The organism is uncultured Roseovarius sp., assembly GCF_947259555.1.
In the GTDB taxonomy this organism is placed as follows: domain Bacteria; phylum Pseudomonadota; class Alphaproteobacteria; order Rhodobacterales; family Rhodobacteraceae; genus Roseovarius.
Map to the genome: position 1 here is coordinate 38497 of NZ_CAMYMD010000083.1, position 16501 is coordinate 54997.

Below are 16501 nucleotides of genomic sequence, written 5' to 3' on the forward strand. Positions count from 1 at the left end.
ACTGTCCGTGTCATCTTCGATCAGATCGCCCTGCGCCCAGGCCCGCCCGGCCCATTTCAGTTTTTTACCCGGCTCCCCATCAGCGCCGCGTAGTAGGCGTTGATCAGAGCGACCCGCACATATGCCAGCCCGACGAGGCGGTCGCGCAGGTTGTCGGAATAGGGGAGTGCGCTGCCCTTCTCATCTTCGACGTCGTCGATATGGAACACGGTGGCGGCGAGAAACTCGCGCTCACCGCGCGTGGTGCGCATGTCGAAGGCCTCGATTTCCTCGTCTGGCAGGACCCGGAACGTGACCTCCAGATCCTGCATCTCGTGGCCGCCATCGGCGGGCACCTTGATCTCGACGCGGCGGGTGAAGGTGGGTTTTTGGTCGATCTTGAACATGGGGTTGAACTCGCTTTGAAAGGGGCATTCGGGCGGTGTCAGGTGAGCGTCATTTCCCACTGGTCGGCAGCGGTGGACGCGGTGGGCAGCGGCACGAGGCGCAGCGGCCATTCCTTGCGGCCTTGCCCGTCTTCGAGGCCTTCGGGCCGCTGCATCTGAGCACTGGGGCAGGCGATGTTGACGATGTTGCCGGCGGTCTTGCCGTGCTCGATCTCGACGGCGAGCTTGTCCTGCGTCGCCGCCGCACCGAACGGGTCGAACTGCGACAAAGGCACGGCGCGGACGCGTGCCTCGATCGTGTTCTCATGCCCGTCGAGCAGGACCTCCTCCTCGCCGATCAGGAACTGCGCCTCGATCCTGTTTGCGAGGCTCAGCTTGAAACTGCGCATCACGAGCGAGGTGCCGTCGATGGTGAACACCGGCGTGTTGGCGTTCGACGCTGCGAGCGGGTCCGGAATGCCCGAGAAGTCCGGCGTCGGGATCGTCGCGTCGGCCGGGGCCACGTAGAGCGCGGTGAATTCGAACTCGATATAGGGAATACCGGACGCGGAGACGTCAAAGGCGGCCGTCCCCCGCGAGCCGACCATGGCGTAGAGCGTGCCCCCGATATTGAGATGCAGCGTCACGCTTTCGAGATCCGAATAGATCCTGTTGTAAGTCACAGAGGTTCCAACCGCGAGCGTCTCGGCGCAACCGCAGGCGCGCAGGAGGCGGCCCCAGCGGGGCGCGGTCCCGGCGGTGCCGGACCCGGCCATCTCGACCTTGAACGAGATGGTATGGTGCAGCTCGACGGGGATCGTGCCCGTGGGCCCGCCATGCGGCGTGTCGAGATTGCGGTCGAGGTCCTGACCCTGCATCGGCGACATGCGCACATCGGTGGCGAGGATGGCATCGCCGCCGGCGGGCGCGGCATCGGTGCCATAGGTGGTTTCGATCTTGGCAAGCACGACCTTGCGTCTCCACAGCAGGCTCATTTGTCACTGTCCTTCTTTTGTTCGGGCTTGGCGGTCGGGGCGGATTTTTGCGGGGCCGTCCGGCGCGCGCGGGGCGGTTTCGCCCCGGTCGGGGCTTCGGCCCGCTTGAGGCCGCCCTTGTCGTCGCGGGTATAGGCCCCGCCGCTGATGGGTAGCTTGGTCATGACAGGATCCTCAGTTGGTCATCGATGGAAAAGTCGAGCTGGTAGGCGAGCCGGCCCGCGCCGCTCTCGACCAGTTGGCCACGCTCGAAGCGATAAACGCCCACCTCGTCGCCCGGGGCCCATCCCGCGATGCCGCGCACAACGCGCATGAGAAGCGCATCGATACGGTCAAGGGCGGTGCTCCCGGTGCGGTCAAAGCTTTGCACGAACAGCACGATGCTTGTGCGGTGGGTCAGCATCTGGGTGTAGGCGCCAGAGGCGGCGTCGGCGCGCGCGCCCTGGATGCCGCTGGGAAAGACGTAGGCCGCGATCGAGCGCGCGGGCAGCTTCTTGGAGCGGATGAGGTCGACAAAGGCCCGGCCGCCGTCCACGCGCCCGGTGAGTTCGGGCACCTCAGCCTCCAGCCGTGCGATGACCGCATCGATCATGCGAAGACCTCGCGCATCCAGGCTTCGGTCGTCTCGCCGATCTCGACCTCGTCGGCGTCGTCAAATCCGATGAACGGCCGCGCCGGGATTTCGACCTGGTCGACCATGACGAACTGGCCGCCGGGCAGCGTGAAGGCGAGCTTCGCGGTCGCATCGCCATCGGCGGCGATGGGTTCGATGAACGCGCCGAACTGGTGGACATGGGCATAAGGAACATTGGTGCCGACACGCGCGGATTGCGCATCCGCCTCGCTGGTGATGCTGTCGCGCAGCCGTGTGCTGTCAACGAGCGTCTTGCCGCCGGTCTCGCGCGCCCGGATCGAGACCGGCCAGGCGATGCCACCCGGCCCCTCGCCGCGCTCGAACCGCTGGGACACCGAGGTTTCGAGGACGGTGCCGACCCGCTGCATCAAAGGTGTCAGGTCTGAAAGCTGGCGCAGGCCGCTCGCGACCGCGTTGTCGAAATCCAGACTGTCGAGACTGACGGTGAGCGTGACCATCTCAAAACCCCTTCAGGCGATCGCGCGTGAACGTGCCTTCAGGCGCGCCGATGCGGGGCGCTTGCAGGTTGCCGCGAGAACTGTCTTGGGGTGTCTCGTCGCCCAGTGAGGCCTCGCCGCGCCGCACGTGGCGCAGGAAGGAAATCGCCGCGTCGTGACCCTCTTTCGCCCCGTCGAACCCGGCCGCACGCGCGCCCAAGAGCCGGTACCAGGCGATGGCGGCGGCGTGGACGGTCAGGGCGCGGGGCGGGCTCGCGGGATCGTAGAGCCCGGACACATAACTCTCGACGATCGCAACCGCGTCTTCAATGGCGGTATCCAGCACTGTCGCGTCAATCACCCCGGGCGCATCATCGCGCGCGGTGACATCAGCGAGGAAGCTTTCGCCGAAGCGGTCGATCATATCCTGAACTGTGAGGTAGGGCATCAGCGTGTCAGCCCCTTGACGGCCCACATCACGGCCTCTTCGATCTTGATACGGGCTATGTCAAACTCGAGGCCATCAAGATGGGCGAGCTGGCTCATGAAGCGGTCGGCGTAGTCTTTGAGAATTGCTTCTCGGGCCGAGCCACAAATCCCATCGCCCGGAGGTGCGCCGAGGATTGTATCGCTACTCTTGATCGTATCGGACATCGGGGCCTCCGGAGTGCGCGTTCGGATGCCGGTCTCTCCCGGCTGTCACACCTGTTCTGCGGCGGCGTCCCCTGGGCGGGGTGGGTATTCTCAGGTCGCCGCGTCCGCGGCGGCCTTCATTTCGGCCCAGATCAGGTCGCGCGCGGCGGCGGTGATCCGGTCCTTGTGGGCGGGCAGGGCGGCCTCCAGCGCCTTGACCTTGGGCTTGCCGCCATTGTCGAAGGCGTCCTTTGGCAACCCGTTAATCGCCTCGATCATGGCCACGCGCAGGGCCTCGTCCATCTCGGGCAATTCCGGGGCCGCGTCCGCGACCTCCTCGACCGCGCCGAGGGAAACGAGGCGCGCGATCTGCGTCTCGTCTCCGATCTCGTTCGCGTCGACGATGGCATCGACCTCAAACCGCGCGGCGGCGATCACGGTGCGTTTGATGAGATAGCTCATGCCGCATCCTCGATCAGATATCCGGTGGCAGGGGCCGCGATGACCTCGCGGATCTGCTCGCCGACGCGCAGCGTAGTAGAGCCCTTGAGCCCGACCTTGGGATCGAAGAACCGCCCGGACACGCGACCGTCGAACTGCGCGGTCCAGCCCCAGGCTGGGGCAGTGCCGTCCGGCCCGGCCTGCCGGTTGCGATGGACGAGGGCGATATTGCCGCCCCATACCCGCTCAAAGGACGCGGTCTGCCCCTTGCGCGCAGAGTTGATATAGCTGTCGCCCACAAGGATTTCGCTGAGCTCGAAGAGCTCGGCCACAGCCTCGCGGCTGGCGCGGCCCTTGTCGCCCGACGTGCGGTTGATTGCTTTGAGGATGTCGGGATGCGTCGAGAGCGCGGTCCACGCCTTGCGCCCCATCGCCGCCACGTTAGGGCGCATGATGAAGGTGGCATCGAGCGCCAACGAGATTACGCCGATCGGGTCGGAGGCCGGGTCGGTGAACTGGCCGGTGCCGGACAGCACGACTTTCTTGTCCGTGTCGTAGTTGTCCGCGTCCTGCACCATCGCGGCGACGCGCTTCTCGCGGTCGAGCATGGTGAGGTGCGTGAGGCCCTCGACAGCGCGGGCCTCCGGATCGAAGGCCGAGTTGCCGGCGGCGCGCAGGCTCCGGGCGGTATCGATGTCGCGCTGCGGCACCACGTCGTCGAGGCCGTAATCCCTGACGCTCGAGGTGCGCTCTTCGCCGGTGAACTCGACCTGCTGGACCACGCCCTTGCGGCCCACTTCGGTGTCGGGCACCGTGAACATTTCCTCGGGCGGGAAATAGGTCCACTTGAAGTCGGTCGACATGACCGGCACGCGCGGCATGATATCGTCCGCAATGAAGGCCACGTCGGGGTTGCGGTAGTTGACGGCGATCGCGGTCAGGACCGGGTCGACGACGAAGGGGGTGGGGGTGCTCATGGATCAGCGCTCCTAAAGGTCAGGTGACGGAATGACGGGCGATGGCCACGTCGATGATGTCGCCGGAGACACCGGCGCTCAGCGCGTAGCCGATGGCAACGTTGCCCGTGCCGGAAGACGCCGCCACGGCACCGCCGGACCCGCCGCGCACGGGATCACCGGCGTCAACGGTGCCCGTCAGCGCGGCCTCCGCCGAGCCTGACATGATCACGTCGACCATGTCGCCCGCGGCCGCGTCGAGCTGATCGGTGATGCCGATCGCCGCGTCGGTCGCGGCCGTCGCGGCAACAACGCCCCCGGACGAGCCGAATTTGACGACGGTGCGGCCGGAGATGGCCGCCTCGGCGCGGTAAGATTTGATGAATGCTCCGGGGTTAGGCATTGTCGGCCTCCATGGTGTCTGCGACCTCACGGACCGCTTCGGAGAAGCTGAGCGCGCGCCCGTCTTTCTCGGCCTCGGTGACGAGGCGTTTCGCGGCGGCGGTGACGTCCTCGTGGGACTTGATCTGCGGAACGGCTTCGCCGCCTGCGCGCTCGCTGAAATCGATCAGCGGCTTGCTCTGCTTGGCGAGCAGATCACGGAACCAGTCGCGCGGGCTCGCGTCCTTGCCCTCGGCAAAGCTGATTTCCTCGTCGGCATCGAGGGCCTCCATGAAGGCGAACATCTCGTCCTTAAGGCCGGGCGCAATGCGCCCATCCTTGGCCAGCGTGTCGAGCAGGGCCGCGTCCTCATCGCGGCGCTCCTTCGCGCGGCTCTCGGCGAACGCAGTTTCCTTTGCGGCAACCTCGGCCTCGCGCGCATCGAGCGCGGCCTGCCGCTCTTCGGGGGTCTGTTTGTCCTTTTCGGACATGTCGGTCTCTCCTTCTTCGGTTTCCGCCAGATCGACGAGGCCGATCAGGTCATCGGCATTAAGGCCCAGCACTTTCGCGAAGCCGCGCAGGCGGGTTTCGGGGGGCGTGGCGATCTCGCCGCGCAGGATTTGCAGCACGGTGCCGCGCTCGATCCCGGCCTCCGTCGCCATCCGCCCGATCAGCTCCGAGCGTGCGGCGGCATCCTCGGCCTGCTCATCCAGCCGGGCGTTGAGGCGGCGCGACAGGTCGGTCTCGGCGAAGGCAGGCTCAGGCACCGTTGACACGAATTCGCGGCGAAGCGCCTCCTGCCCGGCAGGCGTGCGGGCGAATTCGGCGATGGCAGAGATCGCATTTCGGATTGCGGATGCGAGACCGCTTCCAAACCCGTCATGCATCGCCTCGGAGAAGTCGAGCTCCAGCGTCACGGCGTCGGCATCTTCGGCAAACTCGGCGGCCTTCAGCCCCTTCACGGCGGGCGGTTGCGCACCGAGAAAGCCGACATGCTTCAGATAATAGGTGCCGGGCGCGGGGTTGCTCGCGGCCTTCGGCGGATAGAAGCTCGCGCTGATCCGCTTGAAGCGACCGGCGCGCACCATCTCGGCGAATTCGGGCTCGACCTGGTCGGGTTCTGCGAAGAGCTCCGCGCCCTCGGCGCGCAGGCTCTTGATCCATCCATAGGCGGGAGCGTCGGCCTTGGGGTGGCCGACGACGATCGGGGCCTCGTGCAGGGCGGGATCGTAGGCGGCAGCAATCGCGTCCACCTCAACCTCGGAGAACTCGAAGCTTGTGCCCGACTGGGCGGTGTGGCGACCGGCGCGGAAAATGTGAAGCGGCTTTGTCATGCGACCGACACTAGGCCGGGGCGGACGCGCTTATCAGATGAAGGGCTTCACCGGAAAGGCTGCAGATTGTCCGCGCGTGACAAGAGCACCCTAGCCGGAGGCGGGGGCGCCGGGCAAGTCTCATTCGGCCACGGGCCCATATCGGCCCGCTGAGTGCGATTATTGCTCGGCTGGGGCGTGGGGCCGTGGAAAGCCCGAGGGGGGTATTAAATGGGTATTTAATGGCGCGCTACGGGGCCATTGCGTTTGACGGGGCCGACCGTAGGCGCATCTGCGCGCTCAAAACGCCAGAGAAACGCGTTCAGGAGACCGGATCGTCGAGAAATCTGCGCAGCATCGCGCGTCGCTCTTCGGGGGTGCGGCGGGGGGCGGAGCCGAACATGATCTGGACCTGTTTTTCCCGGGCTGCGATGATTGCGGCCTTGTCCGGGTCGTCGTCTGGCAGGCTTTCGGCGTCGCGCAACGCGTCTTCATAGTCTGTGCGCTCAAAACCCTTGGGTTCGGTCAACAGATAATCCAATCGTCACTCCTCCAGCATTTCGTTGATTGCGCGGACAACCTGTGCGACCGGGCCTCCCACGTTCTGGCGAACGGCGAGAGAGCGCGCTGCGGGACTTTCATTATATAGGATCAGGCCCTGGGATCGCAACACGCCAAGAACAACCAGGCGGATTGCGTGGTCCCGGTCTCTCATATCCAGATCCGGCCGGACCTCGTCGATCATTTCACCCGCGACCTGCTGAAAGCCAAAAATGTTCGCCCGCGCCGTCGTGAGGCGGATCGCTTTGTAAAGCGACCCGTCATGGCCCACCGCCAGAATGGAGGTGGCACCGCTCTCGAACATCGTGGACAAGTCTTGCGGACTGAGCGGCGCGGAAGTGGGATGGTTGTGCACAAGCCCGAGTTCGCCTCCGGCGCGGAGGCGCTGGCCGATCTCCGGCCCGAGACTGACCCGATCCGCGCGGCCCGCGATCCAATCGATCTCCTGGCCGGTCCCGAGATCGAATGCCCCGAGACGCTCGCGACCGTCGGCAAGGCCGAAGAGCCGCGCGCGGGATGCAAACCCCAGCTCCGTCGCGGCGGCCGCAGGCGGCATATCGCCCGAAATCGGCGCGTGCCGCCCGCTCAGATCTAGCCAGGCCTTTCCGGGATTGCCATCCCAGGCGGGATCGACGCCGAGTGCCGTCGGCTCGACCTCACCACTGCGCCGATTGAGCACGCCGCGCTCCCCCAGCGTGAAATCCTCAGTCACCTTCAGGCCGCGCCGATCCAGCATGCCCTGGCTCAGCTGCTGGACGGTGCAGCCGCAGCGCCAGCCGTTGGGCGGAAAGATGCGCTCCCAGGCGGGGTGATCGACGGGTAGGATGATCTCGTGATAGCGCGCATGCGCCTCGCGCTTGGTGTCGCGCTGCACCTGGACGTAGCGCAGGAACGGGAAGGCATCCTTGACCCGCTGGATGCGCGCCCATTTCCCGGCGGCGTGGCTCGCACGCATGTTGGCATCGAACATGATCCGCAACCGCCGCGGCGAGCCGAGCTGGACGTTGCGCATCTCGCCGGTGAGCGGGTCGCGCTCCGTCCCCTCGCCCCACCAGCCCAGACGCTTCAGCTCCGGCTCGAGCCGGTCCGTGAAGGTCCGCAGCGTGCCGCCATTTGCCAGGGCCTCGTCCAGCTCGGCGCGGATCGTCTCCAGCACCTCGGTGCGCATCGCCTTGGCCACCACGAAGTTGCTGGCATGCTCATTGCGCCACACATCGCGGAAATCGAACCGCGCGTCGGGCGGGGCAAGGCCCTTCGATCGAAAGAACGAAAGCGCATCCTCGGGTCGCAGGCGCTTGAGATCGATCACGGGGCCACCGCGCCCGGCAGGCTGTCCGCGCCGTCCGGGGCCTCCTCGTCATCAATGACCGCGCCCAGCTCGCCCGCGAGGCGCGCGGCAAAGCTCGCCTCGGTCAGCAGATCGACCAGCGCGGCGCTGTCACCCGGAGCATCGCGCAAGCCGTCGAGCCGGTCGCGCAGCTCCTCCAGTGTGGTCTCGGGGCCGAGCCCTTCGAGCACTTGGGCGATATCCGCGAACAGCGGCGCGGTAGCCGCCTCGGCATGACCCTCGGCGATGATCTGCGCCGCCAGATCGTCGAGCGCACTGTCGTGGGCGTGCTCGGCAAAATCGGGGGGCGACGGGGTCCCTTGTGCCTCTCCGCCGTTTTCGCCCGCCGGCGTGCCGCGCTCATAGCCGTCGCCATAGGTCTCCTTGACCCTTTCCTCAGTCATTCGCCAGCCGATGCGATGCAACTTCTCGTCGCGCGCGATCGCCGCCGAGGTATCCTCGGGATCTTCCATCTTGCGCCAAACGCGCGGCGGGGCAACACCCGGAAAGTTGAACGCCGACAGCCGCGCGACCGGGCCCTCGTTGAACGACTGGCACACGAGATCGGCATCGCTCTTCTTGACCGCATCGGCCACGTCGGCATGCACCTCGGCCTGGCTGCGCGACGATCCGTCATCGGTTGTCATGGTCTGTGACAGGACGATCTTGGAGATCGCAGCATCCATTGTATCGTGCAGCTTGGTGTAGTCGAGCGAACTTGAGCCTCCGCCGGGTGCGGCCAGCAGATCGATCTCCATGCCCTCCGGAATGATGATACCGGCCTCGGAGCGGATTGCCATGACGGCCTCGAGCAGCTTTTTCTGCTCGTCCTCGGAGGCCTGCGGATGGTACTTGCCGCGCGCCGTCGGCATGCCGAACTTGTCGAGCGCGATCAGCCACAGCTTGAGCCCGTTGCGTTTGAACCACACGGGCCAGTAGAGCCAATGCGCGAGGCCCAGCCCATAGGGCTCGTCATCGTGATCCGCCCCCGTAGAGAACACCCAGAACTTCTCGCTCGGCATCTCTTCACCGATGAGCATGTCCGACATGGTCAGCAGCCGCAGTCCGCAGTCTTCATCGAAGCGGAACCGCACGCGGTCGCGCACGCGGATTTCCTCCCAACCCCAGAGCTGCCCGTCGCGGCGAAACATCTGCTCGGCCACCGAATAGCCATAGAAAAGCCCCCAGAGCATCTTTTCGGTCAGCCGGTCGAACTTCATCGCCAGCAGTTCTTCGCGCAGCCAGTCTGCAGCACGGCGTCCCTGCGCGGTATCCTCACCCGGAACCACTTCCCACTCGCGACTGGTGACGGCCGAGAGGCGCTGCGTCATCACCGACTTGACCTGCGGGTCGGTCAGGATCGGCTTGTAGATGTCGAAACTGCCGCCGCCCCGCGTGCGCAGGATCGGGTCGGTGGGCTCCAGCAGCGGGCCGATCCAGGGCCGCGTGATATCGCGGCCGTTCTGGATGCCCGACAGCTCCATCGGGTTGCGCATCCGCACGGCCCGCAGCCGCATGGTCGTGGTCTTCCTAGCCATCTCCGAACCCTCCGAAATCCATACCGCCGCCGCCCCGGGCAAAGCCCATGCGCCGCCCGCCGAGCGCTCCCGTGAAATCCCCGATCGTCAGGCCTGGGCGCGGGCCAGTCGATTGATATTCCATCGGCACCTCGCCCCCGTCTGCGGCGGACACGGCGAGGGCGCCGGCCCAGAACCGGTCAGCGTGACCGTCCGTCTCGCCGTCCGAGATCAGCCGCCGGATGCCCGTGGGCCCGACGCGGCTGCGGATCGCGTGCAGATCGGCGCGCAACACCGGATCGCCCTCGGGAATGCGCAACCGGCGGTCCTGCATCTGCTCTTTCAGCGTGGTCGCCATGTCGAGCTTGGCGCCAGATGTGAAGAGCACACCCGCCACCCGCACCGAGCCGTAGCGCCGCTGCGCGTCCTCAACGGGCTTTTCGCCCATGCCGGTCTGGTCGATGGCGACCCGCGCCACGCGGTAGCGCCGGAACACGCCCGCCAGCAGCTGATCCTGCTCGGCAAAGCTGATCCGCTTGCGCGCGATAATCTCGCGCGTCCAGAGCACGTCGCCGACCTCCTCGACCACCCAGATCACGAAGAGGTCGTTGCGCGCCGCGATATCGACGCCGACAAAGACCGACCCTCCGGTATAGCCCGACGGATCCCCGGCCGCGCCATGCTCGCAGCCCGCAATCAGATCGTAATCGAGCCAGCTCGCCGCTTCGTCGAGCCATTGCAGCTCAAATTCCTGCGCCCAGGCATCTTCGTCGGCCATCCCCGCGCGCAGCTCGTCGATATCGACTTCAAGCCCCTCTTTAACGGCCTGGTAAATATCGACGTGATGCCTAGACCAGGTGCCGTCCTCGGTGGTCATCAGCTCGTAGAACTTGTTGCCCTTGCCGTTGGGTGTGCTGATAACCCGGATCTTGTGCCCGCCCCGCGCGGCGACTGGAAAGGCGCTGCCCCAGATCCGGCGGCTGTCGCGGTGAAAGGCAAACTCGTCGAGAATGAGATTGCCGCCAAAGCCGCGCGCGGCATCCGGGCTGGCCGAGAGGGCCACGATGCGCGACCCGCCGGGAAAGCGCACCTCATGGGTCTTGTAGGTCGCGTCCATCTCCGGCGCGTGGAACTCGCCCTCTTCAAAGACCGGGCCCGCGCCCCGCGCCATCCGGTTATAGGCCGCCCAGAAGCCGCGCACGATGGGCTTGAGCGCGTCCTCCATCGCCTCCTTGGCCGTGGCCTCCGAGCGTGACAGGATGGTCCAGCGCGTGCGACGCCCCTCGATCTCGGCGCGGATCGCGTCATCCGCCGCCTCGCCCATCGCCCCGAAGGTCTTGCCGCCGCGCCGCGTGAACATGCCGATCTTGAACCGGCTGGCATCCTGCAGCCAGCGCTTCTGATAGGGCAAGAAGGTGATGACGCGGTCAGCCATCCTGGAACACCCCCTCATCGACATCCCGCCAATAAGACCCACAGGACGCGCAATACGGCTCCCAGCTTTCCTCTGCGGGCGCAGTGCAAGACCGGCAAAGATCGCCTTTCCGATCTTCGGCCTCTGCAATCGCCGTCCTTAGGTCCACCTTCGGCATCAGCCCGCCTCCCGGCGCAGACGTTCCATGCAAAGCCTTGCGCGGTCAAAGTCGGGGTAGCCTTGCACATGCCAGTCCGGATGCCAGTCCGGCCGACGACGTTCCCGCTCGAGGAGGCGCATATGAAGCCCCCCATAGGTGCGGCCGTCAACGGGTTCGCCCGCCATAAGCGCACGGATCACGCGCGCCGCATCGCGGCAGACGCGCTCTATTTCACGATCACGCTTTGCCCAGTAGGCCGCATGCGCAGCCATGTCGTTTGCGATCTGCGCCGGGGTCGCCATCACACGCTCTCCCAGTAGCCGCCGCGCAGCCAGCCGTGCCAGCCGCAGCGCGTTTGATTGACCGACGGTGTGAGCGTCGGCTCTGACACTGAGCCGTTCCAGTTCCAGCTCGGGCTGAAGGCGGGCTTGTGGCCCAGGCCGACGATAATCTGGTGAAAGCCCTCGCAGCCGCAGGGGCAGAAGAACCAGAAGGCCGCGCCATTCGGGCCGCCCTGCGTCAGGTCGATATGAAAACTGCCCGGCAGCTTGCGCCGCCGAAACTCGGCCGGGTCGGGGAGCTCGATGGCGCGGATCATGGCCGTGCCTCGCGCATTCCGATCAGGAAAGGCTGATCGCGCCACCACGCCACGGTGCAGCGCATGCCGAGATGGGTGAACCGTTGGCGCCGACCCACGACCAGCGCGCAAAGTGACGGCCAGTGCGGCCCCTTGCGCCAGTTGTAGTCCCCGACCAGCACGACGGCCCCGATCGACATGTCAGAACTGGGGAGCGTCGCAAGCGACCTGATCGAACTATCCTTATCGGTGATCATGCCAGCCCCATCACTTCCCGCGCCGCCTGCGCGGCCGCCGCGTCGATCCGGCCGGTTTCGATGGCCTGATCCAGCTTTGCCGACTGCGCGCTGCGCTCTGCCTTGAGAATGCCGTCGCGCAGGCTGGTCGAACGGATCAGGTTGTTGAGCGCGGTGGTCAGGTCCTTCATGCCGCGCGGGTCGGGCATCTCGTCGGGGTCGGCCATCATCATCTGCAACCGCCATTGGATGGTTGTCAGCTGCTGGAACAGCGCGGAGGTCACATCGACCTCTTCCTTGAGGCTGGCTTCTTCCAGAAAGGTGCGGATTTCATCCTGCGCGCGCTCCTGCATCTGCGCATACTCGCGAAACTCCTGCCCGTAGGAATGAATGGCAGACTTGCCGATGCGCAGCTCGATCCCCTCTTCCTCGCAGCGAGCATTCAGGCGATCCGCTATTTCCTCGTAATTGGCGAAACCGCAGGCACGCAGCTCATCCTGAAGCCACGACCGCAGCTCGCTCGGCAAAAGGTCCACCTTCCGGCGCGGGGGCATGTCAGAGCCTCCGCGCGCGGGGGCGCTGGATATCCGGATGCGTGGCCTCGCCGCGCGCGATCTCGATGCCGCGCATCGTGGCCTCGGCAATCACGAACTCGCCGTGATCGGTCATCGTGACCATGCCGTTCTCCTGCAGCCAGGCAAGCTCGGTGATCACCTGGTCAAAGGTCGAGCCGACGCCCACGCCGTGCAACACGTCGCGCAGGATCGAGGCATTGGTGGTGTAGCCCGAGACCTGCTCGAGATGGCGCAGGATCGCCAGGCGGCGGTGCTTGCGCAGGGTTGCATGATAGTCGGTCACTTCTTGCCTCCGTCGAGCAGGTGCTGTTCATGGCGCGTCACGATGGTCTCCAGCCGTTCGGTGATCTTGGCGTTGCCCTCCATCACGGCCGCCATCTTCTCCATCGCGCCGGTCTGCTTGATGAGCTCTAGCTGCAGCGCGTGCATGTCATCCTTGCCGGGCATTCCCTGCAAGGTCTGCTCCAGCCGGTCGATCCGGGCGGCGTGGCGGTCCATTCTCGCGCGGCCATCTTCGAGCTTGCGGTCGAGATCCTTGCGACGCGTCGCGATGAAGGCGTAGATCGCCGTGAGCAGCGGCAGGATCACGCCAGACGCCTTCCAAAAGAGATCCCACTCCATCATGCCGCGCGCTTCCAGTCTGCGAGCGCGGGATTGTCGGTAACCTCGATCGCGGCCAGCGCCACCTCCGCGTCGGGGCCCGGATCGGCGGCGCCGGGGCTGTCATGGCGCAGGGCGCGTAGGGTGGCGACATTGCGGGCCACGGCCGGGGCCTGCGCGATGATCCGCGCGGCCTCCTTTTGCATCGACGAGCCCCGGAACTTGTGCAGCTCGCGCGCGCCGAAGTAAAAGGCCACGATCGCGCCCATCAACGCCCAGAGCGGCTCGGGGACCAGCGCCAGCCCCTGCATCCGCTCCGCGAACCAGATCGGGTCATGCATCGCCGAGGCAAAGAGGAAGATGCAGCCGAAGGCCATAGCCGGGCGCGGCAAGCGGTTGAGGCCGTCGACGAGCTGCGCCCACCAGCCGCCGCCACCGGTGAACTCGGCCGCCATCTGGCTCAGCGCGGCCTGCTGGAAGGCGGCCTCGCGCGCGTCTGCCGCCTCGGCATTCGGGCGGAACACCTCGGCCGTCTCGGCGATCACGTTGCGCCCCGACCCGAACACGGCCCCTAAGATCGTTCTCAACCACCCCATGCTGAAACCCTTTCATCGAACTGTGCCTGCGTCATCCGATAGCGCGGGCTCATGAACTCCTCGGCGCGCCGGATCCAGCCGCCCTTGCCACCCGAGCGCGACCGGGCGAACTTGCGGCTCGCGGGCCGCGCATCGGCCAGGCGGAAATAGTAGTTGCGCCGCGCGATCGCATAAGCGTCGGCAATGTAGTCCGGGGCCGCGTCATGTGCCGCCTGGACCGCGCGCAGGGTGTTCGGCCCGATCACGCCGTCCGCCGTCGCGTTGAAGCCCATCTGCGTCACCAGCCGCTGCAGGATTTTCACGGCATTGGCCCCGGCATTGACCTGCATGTCGAACACGCTCGCGTGCAGAGGCTCCGGCAGCTCGGCGATGCGGGGCCGCTTGAAGTAATGCTCGATATAGATGTCGACGGCGCGCTCTCGGCTCATCAGCCGCACATCGGCCACATCCACATCGCCATCCCGGTCCAGATCGAGACCGAGCTGGCGCATGGTGTGGATCGTCACGCCGAAATTCGTGGCCCCGCCCGGATCGTCGGGGTCGTTTACAAAGCCTCCCTCACGGGCGACGATCTCTGTTGCAATCTCGTGGACATTCACATCCCGCACTCCTTTCCCGTTCGAGGTTCAAAAAAACCAACTTGGGTAAGGGCAGGATAGAGAGCGGCGGCGCTCTTATTCAGATGAAGCCTTTCGCATGGCGGCCAGGAGGGGCGGCTCTTCCTCCGCCGCCAGCTCCGCCTTGACCTGCAACACGCGGCGGGCGGAGACGCCGAACCGGTTGGCCAGTTCATTCACCGGTGTGTCCGGGGCCTCTCGGAGCGCTTGTTTCAGACCGTCGCGCGCCTGGGCGCGGGCCGAGGGCACGTCGAGATATTCGCCAGCGTAGCGGTCGGATATCCATCTGGCAATATCCCTCCCGGCCAGCGTCACGAGCAGGCTGCCTGCGAGGCGCGCGCCGGGCACGTAGACCCGCATGCCGCCAGCGCGCGCGAGAAACCGATCGACCGGAGCATCGCCGATATCGGCGCGCAGCTCATCCACCCATGTTGGCTCATGCTCCACGGCGACGCCTCCGGGGCTTGCCGCGCTCGGCACGGTTGTGATGCAGAACCGTGATCACCACGCCCGTCTCGATCCGGTAGACGAAGCCACCGCTGATCACCCCAGTCGCCCCGGCCTCAATCCCGGCATCCGCCACCCGCCCGATCTCGCGGCGCAGCGCCTCGATATCAACGCCCTTCACCCGCTCCAGATAGCGGATCACAGCGTGATCGGTGACGGGGTGCAGGGGCTTTTTCACCGCGCGTGATCCTCCCAGTCGAACTCGATCTCGGCGCGCTGGCCCCACGACTTTAACGCCTGGATGACGGCATCGATCTGTTGCCAGTCGCGCAGCATGTCCACATCGGCCGGGACCGAGCCCCATGTCGCCTCGAACCGCGCCCGAATGAAGGTGTTGAGGCCGGCGCGGCTGGGATCGCGCAGCGCGCCGGCTTGCCCGAGCTTGCGCCAGAGGACGTGGATCATGCGCAGATCAGCGCGCGGGGCGGGTTTGTGGCGCGGAGTGCGGGGCTTGTCCTCGAAGCCGTCCTGCTTCAGCCGGTTGACCACAAGCTTCAGCTCGCCATCGTCCATGTCGCGCAGGGACGCCTTGCCGGTTACAGTCACCTGCAAGTCGCGCCGCGCCTCGTCGTCGAGGCCCAACTGGCGGCAGGCGGCGAAGATAAGTTTGTGGAGGGACCGATTCATGACGCGGCCCCCCCGATCAGAAGGGGCCGCGCGGTGTCACTGCTGGGGGCGGAAGTCCTGAAGCGCCTCGCTGGCAGGTTCCAGCCGGTCGTGGATGGTGCGCAGGATGTATTCCATCCCGCGCCGCTCCACCGGCTCGTCGCACAGGGACAGCAGGTTGACCACGCCCCAGAGGGCCATGGTTGCCTCGTGCAATTCGTCGCGCGGATCGGGATCAGGCATCGGGCTGCCCGCCGTAGCGCGCCGCAAGCTGATGGTCGAGCATCCCATTCCGCTCGGCCATCTCGAACGTATCCGTGGCCTTGCCAAGAATGAGCTCCGCGAGCGCGGCGCACGCCGTCTCCACTTCCTCGACGCTTTTGGACGACGCGCCAAGTTGTGTTCCGCAGATATTGGCGAGCGTGACGAGAACGATGCCGGGTTCCTCGTCTATCGTCGGGTAGATTGCTTCGCACACGCGCTCTCGGCATTCGTCGAGGCGTTCGGGCACATCCTTCGGAAGAAACTGCATCGCTCAGCCCTCCGCAAACATGCTGATCTGGCGCGGATCGGTCTCCGGCGTCGGCTGCGGCGCAACGCGCGGCGCGGGCGTGTCCTGCGGCATCCAGTCGATCAGTCCCAGTCGATGCGCATTGCGGATATCCTCCGCAATCCGCCATTGCGGGGTCGAGGGCCGCGCCGCCGCCCTGATCCGGGCAAAGCTCCAGCCGTTGCGACAGCCCATCAGGATCGCGGGACGCCACGATTTTGCGCCCGCCCACTCCGTCTCGAAGGCTTGCGTGGCCTGTTCGACGGCGACCGCCTCGCCCAACAGGCGCTCGCGGTAGTGATTGGCAATGACCTGCTTGATCTCTGCACGGGTGCGGATCAGCGCGGCGCGCGCCTCCTCCTTGACGCGGGACGGCGTGATTGTCGCCAGCCAGATCAGGAAGTCCGGGAAGGCCACGCAGAACATTTCCTGCGCTCTCCCGGTGGTGTCGTGCGTCACCATGAATGGGACCCACGCCCCCGTTTGCGGCGCTGACACTTTAC

At 66.2% G+C, this 16501-nt stretch carries 29 protein-coding genes; all 29 read right to left on the reverse strand.

Translation table 11 applies throughout. From position 1 onward, the window contains the following. Positions 1–56 precede the first annotated feature (56 nt). Complete coding sequence (locus tag Q0X85_RS13465) at positions 57–386, reverse strand: hypothetical protein (RefSeq protein WP_297772674.1); 330 nt, start codon at positions 384–386, stop codon at positions 57–59. Positions 387–424: 38 nt separating this feature from the next. Then, positions 425–1360, reverse strand: coding sequence for a phage tail tube protein (locus Q0X85_RS13470; protein WP_297772676.1), 936 nt, complete (start codon positions 1358–1360; stop codon positions 425–427). Further along, positions 1357–1524 (reverse strand): hypothetical protein, encoded by a 168-nt coding sequence (locus Q0X85_RS13475; RefSeq protein ID WP_297772679.1) that lies wholly within the window; start codon positions 1522–1524, stop codon positions 1357–1359. Before Q0X85_RS13475 ends, Q0X85_RS13470 begins: the two co-directional genes overlap by 4 nt. Continuing rightward, positions 1521–1952, reverse strand: coding sequence for a hypothetical protein (locus Q0X85_RS13480; RefSeq protein ID WP_297772682.1), 432 nt, complete (start codon positions 1950–1952; stop codon positions 1521–1523). The genes Q0X85_RS13475 and Q0X85_RS13480 overlap by 4 nt, the downstream gene beginning before the upstream one ends. Continuing rightward, positions 1949–2452, reverse strand: a complete 504-nt coding sequence (locus Q0X85_RS13485; RefSeq protein WP_297772684.1) for a phage virion morphogenesis protein — start codon at positions 2450–2452, stop codon at positions 1949–1951. The genes Q0X85_RS13480 and Q0X85_RS13485 overlap by 4 nt, the downstream gene beginning before the upstream one ends. A gap of 1 nt (position 2453) precedes the next feature. After that, entirely contained in the window at positions 2454–2879 is a 426-nt protein-coding gene (locus Q0X85_RS13490; RefSeq protein WP_297772687.1) for a DUF1320 domain-containing protein, read from the reverse strand. Continuing rightward, on the reverse strand, positions 2879–3085 hold the full coding sequence (locus tag Q0X85_RS13495; RefSeq protein ID WP_297772689.1) for a hypothetical protein: 207 nt from the start codon (positions 3083–3085) through the stop codon (positions 2879–2881). Before Q0X85_RS13495 ends, Q0X85_RS13490 begins: the two co-directional genes overlap by 1 nt. 90 nt (positions 3086–3175) lie before the next feature. Then, positions 3176–3526 (reverse strand): hypothetical protein, encoded by a 351-nt coding sequence (locus tag Q0X85_RS13500; RefSeq protein ID WP_297772690.1) that lies wholly within the window; start codon positions 3524–3526, stop codon positions 3176–3178. Beyond that, entirely contained in the window at positions 3523–4482 is a 960-nt protein-coding gene (locus Q0X85_RS13505) for a hypothetical protein (protein ID WP_297772693.1), read from the reverse strand. Before Q0X85_RS13505 ends, Q0X85_RS13500 begins: the two co-directional genes overlap by 4 nt. Before the next feature lie 19 nt (positions 4483–4501). Further along, positions 4502–4864, reverse strand: a complete 363-nt coding sequence (locus tag Q0X85_RS13510) for a capsid cement protein (protein WP_297772694.1) — start codon at positions 4862–4864, stop codon at positions 4502–4504. Further along, positions 4857–6176, reverse strand: a complete 1320-nt coding sequence (locus Q0X85_RS13515) for a hypothetical protein (RefSeq protein ID WP_297772696.1) — start codon at positions 6174–6176, stop codon at positions 4857–4859. Before Q0X85_RS13515 ends, Q0X85_RS13510 begins: the two co-directional genes overlap by 8 nt. A 301-nt stretch (positions 6177–6477) precedes the next feature. Beyond that, positions 6478–6696 carry a hypothetical protein gene (locus Q0X85_RS13520; protein WP_297772698.1) on the reverse strand — a complete coding sequence of 73 codons (219 nt, stop codon included), beginning with the start codon at positions 6694–6696 and terminating at the stop codon, positions 6478–6480. Between the two features lie 3 nt (positions 6697–6699). Further along, a complete protein-coding gene (locus Q0X85_RS13525) occupies positions 6700–8025 on the reverse strand; it encodes a phage minor head protein (protein WP_297772700.1) in 1326 nt (441 codons plus the stop codon). Beyond that, positions 8022–9581, reverse strand: a complete 1560-nt coding sequence (locus Q0X85_RS13530) for a DUF935 family protein (protein ID WP_297772702.1) — start codon at positions 9579–9581, stop codon at positions 8022–8024. Before Q0X85_RS13530 ends, Q0X85_RS13525 begins: the two co-directional genes overlap by 4 nt. Beyond that, a complete protein-coding gene (locus tag Q0X85_RS13535; protein ID WP_297772705.1) occupies positions 9574–10995 on the reverse strand; it encodes a terminase family protein in 1422 nt (473 codons plus the stop codon). The genes Q0X85_RS13530 and Q0X85_RS13535 overlap by 8 nt, the downstream gene beginning before the upstream one ends. A 156-nt stretch (positions 10996–11151) precedes the next feature. Next, positions 11152–11436, reverse strand: a complete 285-nt coding sequence (locus tag Q0X85_RS13540; protein ID WP_297772708.1) for a hypothetical protein — start codon at positions 11434–11436, stop codon at positions 11152–11154. Continuing rightward, positions 11436–11732, reverse strand: a complete 297-nt coding sequence (locus Q0X85_RS13545; RefSeq protein ID WP_297772711.1) for a DUF6527 family protein — start codon at positions 11730–11732, stop codon at positions 11436–11438. The genes Q0X85_RS13540 and Q0X85_RS13545 overlap by 1 nt, the downstream gene beginning before the upstream one ends. Continuing rightward, positions 11729–11968 (reverse strand): hypothetical protein, encoded by a 240-nt coding sequence (locus Q0X85_RS13550; protein WP_297772715.1) that lies wholly within the window; start codon positions 11966–11968, stop codon positions 11729–11731. The genes Q0X85_RS13545 and Q0X85_RS13550 overlap by 4 nt, the downstream gene beginning before the upstream one ends. Further along, positions 11965–12501: a phage protein Gp27 family protein gene (locus Q0X85_RS13555; RefSeq protein ID WP_297772716.1), complete on the reverse strand. Its 537-nt coding sequence runs from the start codon at positions 12499–12501 to the stop codon at positions 11965–11967. Before Q0X85_RS13555 ends, Q0X85_RS13550 begins: the two co-directional genes overlap by 4 nt. 1 nt (position 12502) lies before the next feature. Further along, positions 12503–12805: a hypothetical protein gene (locus tag Q0X85_RS13560; protein ID WP_297772717.1), complete on the reverse strand. Its 303-nt coding sequence runs from the start codon at positions 12803–12805 to the stop codon at positions 12503–12505. Next, entirely contained in the window at positions 12802–13146 is a 345-nt protein-coding gene (locus Q0X85_RS13565) for a DUF2730 family protein (protein WP_297772719.1), read from the reverse strand. Before Q0X85_RS13565 ends, Q0X85_RS13560 begins: the two co-directional genes overlap by 4 nt. Further along, on the reverse strand, positions 13143–13718 hold the full coding sequence (locus tag Q0X85_RS13570) for a holin family protein (RefSeq protein WP_297772721.1): 576 nt from the start codon (positions 13716–13718) through the stop codon (positions 13143–13145). Before Q0X85_RS13570 ends, Q0X85_RS13565 begins: the two co-directional genes overlap by 4 nt. Next, entirely contained in the window at positions 13706–14317 is a 612-nt protein-coding gene (locus tag Q0X85_RS13575) for a holin-associated N-acetylmuramidase (protein WP_297772722.1), read from the reverse strand. The genes Q0X85_RS13570 and Q0X85_RS13575 overlap by 13 nt, the downstream gene beginning before the upstream one ends. A 75-nt stretch (positions 14318–14392) precedes the next feature. Further along, positions 14393–14782 carry a hypothetical protein gene (locus Q0X85_RS13580; protein ID WP_297772723.1) on the reverse strand — a complete coding sequence of 130 codons (390 nt, stop codon included), beginning with the start codon at positions 14780–14782 and terminating at the stop codon, positions 14393–14395. Further along, positions 14772–15020 carry a hypothetical protein gene (locus Q0X85_RS13585; RefSeq protein ID WP_297772724.1) on the reverse strand — a complete coding sequence of 83 codons (249 nt, stop codon included), beginning with the start codon at positions 15018–15020 and terminating at the stop codon, positions 14772–14774. The genes Q0X85_RS13580 and Q0X85_RS13585 overlap by 11 nt, the downstream gene beginning before the upstream one ends. Continuing rightward, on the reverse strand, positions 15017–15469 hold the full coding sequence (locus tag Q0X85_RS13590; protein ID WP_297772725.1) for a regulatory protein GemA: 453 nt from the start codon (positions 15467–15469) through the stop codon (positions 15017–15019). Before Q0X85_RS13590 ends, Q0X85_RS13585 begins: the two co-directional genes overlap by 4 nt. 36 nt (positions 15470–15505) lie before the next feature. Next, positions 15506–15691, reverse strand: a complete 186-nt coding sequence (locus tag Q0X85_RS13595; protein WP_297772727.1) for a hypothetical protein — start codon at positions 15689–15691, stop codon at positions 15506–15508. Continuing rightward, positions 15684–15980: a hypothetical protein gene (locus tag Q0X85_RS13600; RefSeq protein ID WP_297772728.1), complete on the reverse strand. Its 297-nt coding sequence runs from the start codon at positions 15978–15980 to the stop codon at positions 15684–15686. Before Q0X85_RS13600 ends, Q0X85_RS13595 begins: the two co-directional genes overlap by 8 nt. A gap of 3 nt (positions 15981–15983) precedes the next feature. Then, positions 15984–16501, reverse strand: a 518-nt coding sequence (locus Q0X85_RS13605; RefSeq protein WP_297772730.1) for a phage antirepressor N-terminal domain-containing protein, incomplete at its 5' end; no start/stop codon positions are given.